Below are 8,097 nucleotides of genomic sequence, written 5' to 3' on the forward strand. Positions count from 1 at the left end.
GCGGTGTTTCCCGAGCTGTGCCTGTCCGGCTATGCGATCGAAGACCTGGTCAAGCAGGATCCGCTGCTCGATGCGGTCGAGCGCGGCCTCGTAGGCCTCGTTGAGGCCTCAGCGGGACTGATGACGGTCCTGATCGTCGGAGCGCCGCTGCGCTTTGGTCATCGCATCTACAATTGTGCCGTCGTCATTCACCGCGGCAACATCCTCGGCGTGGTGCCGAAGACGTACCTGCCGACCTACCGTGAATTCTACGAAGGGCGGCATTTCGCTTCCGGCGCCGGCATGGTCGGAGAGACGATCGCGTTCGGCGGGCTGCATGCGCCGTTCGGCGTTGACCTCTTGTTTGCGGCCGAGGACGTTCCGGGCCTCACCATCGGCGTCGAGATCTGCGAGGACATGTGGATTCCGGTGACGCCGGCCTCGGAGCTGGCGCTTGCGGGCGCGAGCGTGCTGATCAATCTCTCGGGCAGCCCGATCACGATCGGCCGGGCGCGCTCGCGCGCGCTGCTGTGCCAATCGACATCGGCGCGCTGCCTCGCGGCGTACGTCTATTCGGCCGCTGGGGCCGGGGAATCGACCACGGATCTTTCCTGGGACGGCCAGACCTCGATCTATGAGAACGGCGTGCTGCTGGCCGAGGGCGAGCGGTTCCGCCAGGGCGGCCAGATCACGCTGGCTGACGTCGATCTCGATCTGCTCAGGCAGGAGCGTGCCTCGATGGGGACGTTCGATGACAACCGCCGGCAGCGCGAGGCGTTTTTCCGCAAGGTGACATTCGCGCTGAAGCCGCCGGCCGCCGACATCGGCTTCCTGCGCAAGGTCGAGCGCTTTCCGTTCGTGCCGAGCGACGAAAGCCTGCTCGAGCAGGATTGCTACGAGGCCTACAACATCCAGGTCGCCGGCCTCGTGCAGCGCATGCGCGCGACCGGCACCAAGCGCGTCGTGATCGGCGTGTCGGGCGGGCTTGATTCCACCCATGCACTGATCGTCGCCGCCAAGGCAGTCGACCTGCTCGGCCTGCCGCGCGAAAACATCCTGGCCTACACCATGCCGGGCTTTGCCACCGGCAGTGAAAGCAAGACCCATGCATTGGCGCTGATGCAGGCGTTGCAGACGAGCTGGCAGGAGCTCGATATCCGCACCACCGCGACGCAGATGCTGAAGGATATCGGCCATCCCTTCGGCAATGGCCAGAAGGTCTACGATGTCACCTTCGAGAACGTGCAGGCCGGCCTGCGTACGGATTACCTGTTCCGGCTCGCCAACCATCACGGCGGCATCGTCATCGGAACCGGCGATCTCTCCGAGCTCGCGCTCGGCTGGTGCACCTATGGCGTCGGCGACCAGATGGCACATTACAACGTCAATGCCGGCGTGCCGAAGACGCTGATCCAGCATCTGATCCGCTGGGTGATCTCATCGAAGCAGTTCAGCGAGGACGTCAACCGGACGCTTGGCTCGATCCTGGCCGCCGAGATCTCGCCTGAGCTGGTGCCGGTCGAGCCCGGCCAGAAGCCGCAGAGCACCGAAGCATCCGTCGGCCCTTACGAGCTGCAGGATTTCAACCTATTCTACACGCTGCGGTTCGGTATGCGTCCGTCCAAGATCGCCTTCATGGCGCAGCACGCGTGGAAGGATGTCGCCAATGGCGAATGGCCGCCGGCATTCCCGAGCGACCGGCGCAAGGCCTATGATCTCAAGGACATCCGCCGCTGGCTCGAGGTGTTCCTGCGCCGCTTCTTCGCCTTCAGCCAGTTCAAGCGCTCGGCGATGCCCAACGGCCCGAAGGTCTCGGCGGGCGGCTCGCTGTCGCCCCGCGGCGATTGGCGTGCGCCCTCGGATTCGAGCGCGGCGGCATGGCTCGAGGATCTCGAGCGGAACGTGCCGAACTGATCGGGGAGGCGGATCGTTGGGGAGATGATCTGATGTTGGCAGGGGATGGAGCGGAAGCGGAGGAGGCCAGGGTCGTCAACGGCCTCTATATCTTCGACATCGAGATGCGCGACGGCAAGCGCGGGCAGGCGAGGGGCGTCGTCGTGCTGTGCGACGGACGGATCATGGGCGGCGACAGCTATTTCTACTACACCGGCACCTACACCTTCCGGAACGGCAAGTGGCGTGGTGACATGATCGTCAATCAGCATACCGAAGCGGTCGGCAGGACGCTTGCGTTCGGCGGCAGGGAGGTCACCTGCGGCTTCTCGGGCGACTATTCCGCAGGCGGTGCCGAGGTCGAAGGCATGGCACTGGTCGGCAAGACCAGCGTGACATTCACCGCCCGCCTCACGCTGAAGGACGCGATGTAAATCCGCGTGACCGGCCCTCGTTCCTGCTCAGGAACCTTCGCACCTACAGAGCGTTCGCGTCTGTTGTTGCGAATTGTCGAGGAGAGGGACCATGCGTCAACATTTGATGTTATCGACTGCGGCCGTCGGGCTCATGCTCGCGTCCGGCATCGCCTACGCCCAGGCGCCCGGTGAGCGCAGAGACGAGCCAAAACGGACCGAGGAACCGGCGAAAGGCGCCGCGCCCCGCGGTGGTGCAGCTCAAGAACGCGTCCAAGATCGCGCCCAGGGCGCACAAGAGAAGGTGCAGGGAGCCGGCCGCGAGGAGAAAGGCGGCGGCCGCCGTGCGGAGGAAGAGAAGGGACGACAAGGCACCGCCGCCGAACGCGGCCAGCCCAATGCGAAAGAGCAGGCCCAGGAGTCTCGCGAGCCATCGCGAGATCGCAACCGAGAAGCCGACACGGCGAAACAAGGTCGCGAGACCGGCAAGAGCAGCGCCGAGACGAAGCAGGATAAGTCTGCGCCGCAGAAATCAACCGCCGAGTCCGAGAAATCCAAGACCGGCCCCGCTGGCCAGCAGAACGAGCGCACGGGAGCTGCGGCCAACCAGAAAGAGCAGAACCAGCCTCCGCGCAATGCCGCCGAGCAACAGCCGGCGCAACAGAACAACCGGCCGGCCACCGCGACGGACACGAACCGCGCAGCTCCGACCAACAATGCGCAAACCGCACCTTCCGGTACGCAGACCAATCAAGCCAATCAGACCACCCAGACCAACACGCAGGTTGGTCAGCAGACCAGCGTGACCACCGAGAAGCAGGTGCGGATGTCTGAAACGGTGAGCCGCGCGCGATTGGCGCAGCCGGAGCGCAACCTGAACATCTCGATCCGGATCGGCGAGACGATCCCACCGCGCGTGCGTCTCTACCGGCTGCCGCCGGAGATCGTCACGATCGAGCCCCAATATCGGGATTACGAGTATTTCGCGACCGACGATGACGTCGTCATCGTTGAGCCGCGGACGCATCGCATCGTCAGCCAGGTGCCGCGCGATCCGTCGCGAGCCCGCGCGCAGATGGGCGGCGCGGCCTCGTCGAACGTGGCAGCCGCCGGCAGCGCGACGAACAATAGCGTGAATTGTCAGATCATGCGGCGTGATGCGTCGGGCAATGTCGCCCAGGCAGAGCCGTCAACGGTCGGCTCGACCGCGCGCACGGATTCGCTGAGCGTGACGGTTCAGATGCCGGATGGCAGCTCGTCCGCACCGGTCGCCCTTGGGGCGGCCGCCGGCAATATCGTGGTCGCGACGCAAGGGCAGGGCGACTGCTCGGTGACGATCGAGCCGCAAACGCGCTGATCGAAAGACGACGCTGAAACGACAACGCGCCGCCCGGATGCCCCAACCGGACGGCGCGTTGCTGCGTTCAATCTGAAAGTTTCGAGGTCCGGAGTGCCTAGGAGTCCGGACCTCGTCACCTTGCCCCAGCCTTCAATCCCCCGCCCCATGTGGTCCCCCAACCCCATGTAGCGCGATCAGAGGGTGATGCCCGTGGAAGTGGCCGCCGATCGATGCACGCGATGTACGTGACATCGCGATAGGATTCCATTCCGGATCACTACGGACATAGACGCCGCTTGCCATGTGCCCGTTCTGCATCGGTGGTCTGATCGCTGTTGCCTGGTCCGCGGCACGCGATCGGCAGGATGTCCACATCTCCTCGGCGCCGCGCAACTCGAATTCACGGGCCTGTCATTGACCTGGTCTAGCGCTGCTCCCGTCATCGCTGACGGCGAAGGAGCAAGCCATGTCGAAGCCGGTGCTGGGCGCCGCATTGTCCATCAAATCGATCCCTGCACATCGCGACTGGCTCCTCGACCGGCAGCGCGATCTCGAAATCCAGGATTTCTTCCGCGCCGATCTTCTCGACAGCGACTGGCGGAGCACGGCCGGCGAGATCAAGCAGATGCTGGCGGGCCATACCGGCCGGCTCGGCATTCACGGTCCGTTCTGGGGCTTCAAGATCGACAGCCACGATCCCATGATCCGCCAGGCCGTGACCAAGCGCCTGCTTCAGGGCCTCGACGCCGCCGAGTTCCTCGGCGCGACGCAGATGGTGATCCATTCGCCGTTCACGACCTGGGACCACAACAATCTCGATCTCTATCCTGACAATCGCGGCAATCTGGTCGAACGTGTCAAGGCGACGCTCGCCGAGGTGATCGCGCGCGCCGAGACCATCGGCTGCGAGATCGTCATCGAGAACATCGAGGACAAGGATCCGCGCGACCGGGTGCGCCTCGCCAGGGCGCTGGAAAGCGCCAAGGTCCGCGTCTCGCTCGACACCGGGCACGCCAACTACGCCCACATCTCCACCGGCGCGCCGCCGGTCGACTATTATGTCGAGACCGCTGGCGACATGCTGACCCATGTGCATCTGCAGGACACCGACGGCTTTGCCGACCGGCACTGGGCGCCGGGCGAAGGCAACATCCCCTGGGGCGCCGTGTTCCGTGCCCTTGGACGGCTGAATTCCAACCCGCGGCTGATCCTCGAACTCCGCAACCACGACGACGTCCGCGCCGGCGCAGCCTATCTGGCCGCGCGCGGTCTCGCCGAATAACCGCATCATCTGGGGCTACCGCCATGAGCAAATTCACCCGTCGCGCCATCCTGAAAACCGGCGGCGCCGCCGCAGGTACGCTGCTGCTGCCGCGCTTTGCGATCGCGCAGGGCGACAACCGTCCGTCGGTGACGATCGCCGTGCAGAAGGTGACGAATGCGAACGTGCTCGACGTGCTGCGCGAGCAGTCCAATGTCGGCGAGCGCGTGTTCTTCTCCTCGATCTGGGAAGGCCTGATCTCCAAGAACTGGCGCGGCAGCCTCGAGGCCGTGCCCGGCCTTGCCACCGAATGGCGCCGCATCGACGACCAGACCGTCGAGGTGAAGCTGCGCCAGGGCGTCAAGTTCCACAACGGTGACGAGTTGACCGCAGAGGACGTCGTCTTCACCTTCAGCCGCGAGCGCATGTTCGGCGAGACCGAGGCGAAGAGCCGCTCCACCATCCAGGCCTTCGAGAAGATCCCGACGCCGCGGCCGGGCAAGGAATTGCCGCCGGACGTCCCCGCGGTCGCACGCCGGATTTGGCCGGACCTCGTGCGGGTCGATGCGGTCGATAAATACACGGTGCGCTTCTACAACGCGACGCCCGACGTCACGATCGAGGGCCGGCTGTCGCGCTACGGCTCCGACATCATGAACCGCCGCGCCTGGGACGAATCCGCGAGCTATCTCGATTGGGCGCGCAAGCCCGTGACGACCGGCCCCTACAGGGTTGTCGAGCTCAAGCCCGACGTGTCGCTGACGCTGGAAGCGCACGACGAATATTGGGGCGGCCGTCCGCCGCTCAAGCGCATCCGCTTCCTGGAAGTGCCGGAGGTTGCCAGCCGCATCAACGGGCTGCTCTCGGGCGAGTACCAGTTCGCCTGCGACATCCCGCCGGACCAGATCGCCGGCATCGAGAAGAACGCCGCGTTCGAAGTGCAGGGCGGCACCATCCTCAACCACCGCCTGACCGTGTTCGACAAGAACCACGCCCAGCTCGCCAATCCCTTGGTGCGGCGCGCCTTCACCCACGCGATCGACCGCCAGGCCATCGTCGACAGCCTGTGGGCCGGCCGCACCCGCGTGCCGAAGGGGCTGCAGTGGGAGTTCTACGGCGACATGTTCAACTCCGACTGGAGCGTGCCAGCCTATGATCCAAAGCTGGCGCAGGATCTGCTCAAGCAGGCCAATTACAAGGGCGATCCGATTCCCTATCGCCTGCTCAACAATTACTACACCAACCAGGTCGCGACCGCACAGGTGCTGGTCGAGATGTGGAAGTCGGTCGGCCTCAACGTCCAGATAGAGACCAAGGAGAACTGGTCGCAGATCATGGAGCGCGCGCCCACGCGCGCCGTGCGCGATTGGTCTAACTCGGCCGCCTTCAACGATCCGGTCTCCTCGCTGGTCGCCCAGCACGGCCCGAACGGCCAGCAGCAGCAGATCGGCGAATGGACCAATGTCGAGCTGAACAAGCTCTCGGAATTCCTGGAGACCTCGACCGACCGTGCCGCCCGCAAGAAGGCGTTCCGCCGCATGCTGGAGATCGCCGAGCGCGAAGACCCCGCCTACACGGTGCTGCACCAGAACGCGACCTTCACGGCCAAGCCGAAGTCGATCAAGTGGAAGGCCTCGCCGGCGTTCGCGATGGATTTCCGCGCCGGCAATTTCGAGGCCTGAGGTGTCACCACTCGTCAGCATTGCAGGCCTGAGCGTCGCCTTCAGCGGCGTGCCGGTCCTGCGCGGTGTCGATCTCGCTCTTGGCAAGGGCGAGGCGCTCGGCCTCGTCGGCGAGTCCGGATCGGGCAAGTCGGTGACCTGGCTTGCCGCGCTCGGGCTGTTGCCACGGCATGCCAAGGTCTCGGGCTCGGTGCGGCTCGACGGACGCGAGATCCTGGGCGCGCCGGCGGCCGAGCTCGACACGGTGCGGGGCGGGCGCGTCGCCATGATCTTCCAGGATCCGGCGAGCGCGCTCAACCCGGTCTTGACCATCCGCAGGCAGCTCTGTGAAGCGCTGGCGCTGCATCGTGATCTCCAAGGCAACGCCGTGAAGGCAGAAGCGCGACGGCTGCTCGATCTCGTCGGCATTCCCGATGCGGGCCGGCGGCTGGAGGCCTATCCGCACGAATTCTCCGGCGGCCAGGTCCAGCGCATCATGATCGCGATGGCGCTTGCCGGAAATCCGGATCTCCTGATCGCGGACGAGCCGACCACGGCGCTGGATGCCACCATTCAGGCCCAGATCCTGGAGCTGCTCTCGACGGTCCGCCGCGAACTCGGCATGGCGATGGTGCTGATCAGCCATGATCTCGGCGTCGTCGCGGAGAATTGCGACCGCGTCGCGGTGATGTATGCCGGCCGCATCGTCGAGCAGGCCCCCGCCAATCAGCTGTTCGCCGATCCCGTGCATCCCTATGCCCAGGGCCTGATCGGCGCGCTGCCGCCGCTCGACGGACCACGCCGCCGTCTCACCGCCATTCCCGGCACCGTGCCCGATCCCGCGATGATGCCTGATGGCTGCGCCTTCGCGCCGCGTTGTGCGATGGCGGCCGAGGCGTGCGGCGTTTCCGCGCCGAGTCTGGCGCCCATCGCCGATGATCGGGCTGTCGCCTGCATCCGCGCCGAAGCCTCGCGCCGCGCGCTGCTCGGGATCGCGGCCGAATGAGCCCGCCGCTCGTCGAGGTGTCCGCGATCGCTCGCAGTTATTCCCAGCGTTCCGGGATGTTCGGCCGCAGCACAGCCGTGCACGCGGTCGATGGCGTGTCGCTGACGATCCGCAAAGGCGAAACGCTGGGCCTCGTCGGCGAGTCCGGTTCGGGCAAGTCGACCACCGGACGCGTCGTGCTCGGCCTCGAGCCGCCCGATAGCGGCGAGGTGAGGTTCGACGGCAAGCCGATGGCTGCGCCGGGCACGCCGGCTTTTTTTGCAGAGCGCGCCCGCATGCAAATGATCTTCCAGGACCCGCTCGGCGCGCTGGACCGCCGTTTGCCAGTCGCGGCGCAAATCCGTGAGCCCCTCGACATTCACGGCGTCGGCACACCCACGATGCGCGATGAGCGCGTCCGCGAATTGCTGCGCGCCGTCGAGCTGACGCCTGCGCATGGCGCGCGTTATCCGGGCGCACTGTCCGGCGGTCAGCGTCAGCGTATCGTGCTGGCGCGGGCGCTGGCGACAAAGCCCGACTTCCTGGTCTGCGACGAGCCGGTCAGC

Annotated in this window: 7 protein-coding genes; all 7 read left to right on the forward strand. The window is 65.9% G+C overall.

Annotated features, from left to right (window positions below):
• Positions 1-1,893, forward strand: a 1,893-nt coding sequence (locus IC66_RS0138590) for an NAD(+) synthase (RefSeq protein ID WP_038951103.1), incomplete at its 5' end; no start/stop codon positions are given.
• A 32-nt stretch (positions 1,894-1,925) separates the two neighbouring features.
• On the forward strand, positions 1,926-2,306 hold the full coding sequence (locus IC66_RS0138595; RefSeq protein WP_038951104.1) for a GrlR family regulatory protein: 381 nt from the start codon (positions 1,926-1,928) through the stop codon (positions 2,304-2,306).
• A gap of 133 nt (positions 2,307-2,439) precedes the next feature.
• Positions 2,440-3,642 (forward strand): DUF1236 domain-containing protein, encoded by a 1,203-nt coding sequence (locus IC66_RS0138600; RefSeq protein ID WP_240536269.1) that lies wholly within the window; start codon positions 2,440-2,442, stop codon positions 3,640-3,642.
• 448 nt (positions 3,643-4,090) lie between these two features.
• The gene (locus tag IC66_RS0138605) at positions 4,091-4,906 is read left to right on the forward strand and encodes a sugar phosphate isomerase/epimerase family protein (protein ID WP_038951106.1); all 816 of its coding nucleotides are present in this window, start codon (positions 4,091-4,093) and stop codon (positions 4,904-4,906) included.
• Between the two features lie 23 nt (positions 4,907-4,929).
• Positions 4,930-6,567: an ABC transporter substrate-binding protein gene (locus IC66_RS0138610; protein WP_038951107.1), complete on the forward strand. Its 1,638-nt coding sequence runs from the start codon at positions 4,930-4,932 to the stop codon at positions 6,565-6,567.
• Position 6,568: 1 nt separating this feature from the next.
• Positions 6,569-7,552, forward strand: coding sequence for an ABC transporter ATP-binding protein (locus IC66_RS0138615; protein WP_038951108.1), 984 nt, complete (start codon positions 6,569-6,571; stop codon positions 7,550-7,552).
• Positions 7,549-8,097: ATP-binding cassette domain-containing protein (locus tag IC66_RS0138620; protein WP_038951109.1), on the forward strand; the 549-nt coding region annotated here is incomplete at its 3' end. The genes IC66_RS0138615 and IC66_RS0138620, both read left to right, overlap by 4 nt.

Source organism: Bradyrhizobium genomosp. III (genome assembly GCF_000261705.1).
GTDB lineage: Bacteria > Pseudomonadota > Alphaproteobacteria > Rhizobiales > Xanthobacteraceae > Bradyrhizobium > Bradyrhizobium ottawaense.

Excerpts from the sequence above, each read along its gene's own strand:
- IC66_RS0138595 (WP_038951104.1), top strand. The coding sequence starts at position 1,926 with ATGTTGGCAGGGGATGGAGCGGAAGCGGAGGAGGCCAGGGTCGTCAAC.
- IC66_RS0138600 (WP_240536269.1), top strand. The coding sequence starts at position 2,440 with ATGCTCGCGTCCGGCATCGCCTACGCCCAGGCGCCCGGTGAGCGCAGA.
- IC66_RS0138605 (WP_038951106.1), top strand. The coding sequence starts at position 4,091 with ATGTCGAAGCCGGTGCTGGGCGCCGCATTGTCCATCAAATCGATCCCT.
- IC66_RS0138610 (WP_038951107.1), top strand. The coding sequence starts at position 4,930 with ATGAGCAAATTCACCCGTCGCGCCATCCTGAAAACCGGCGGCGCCGCC.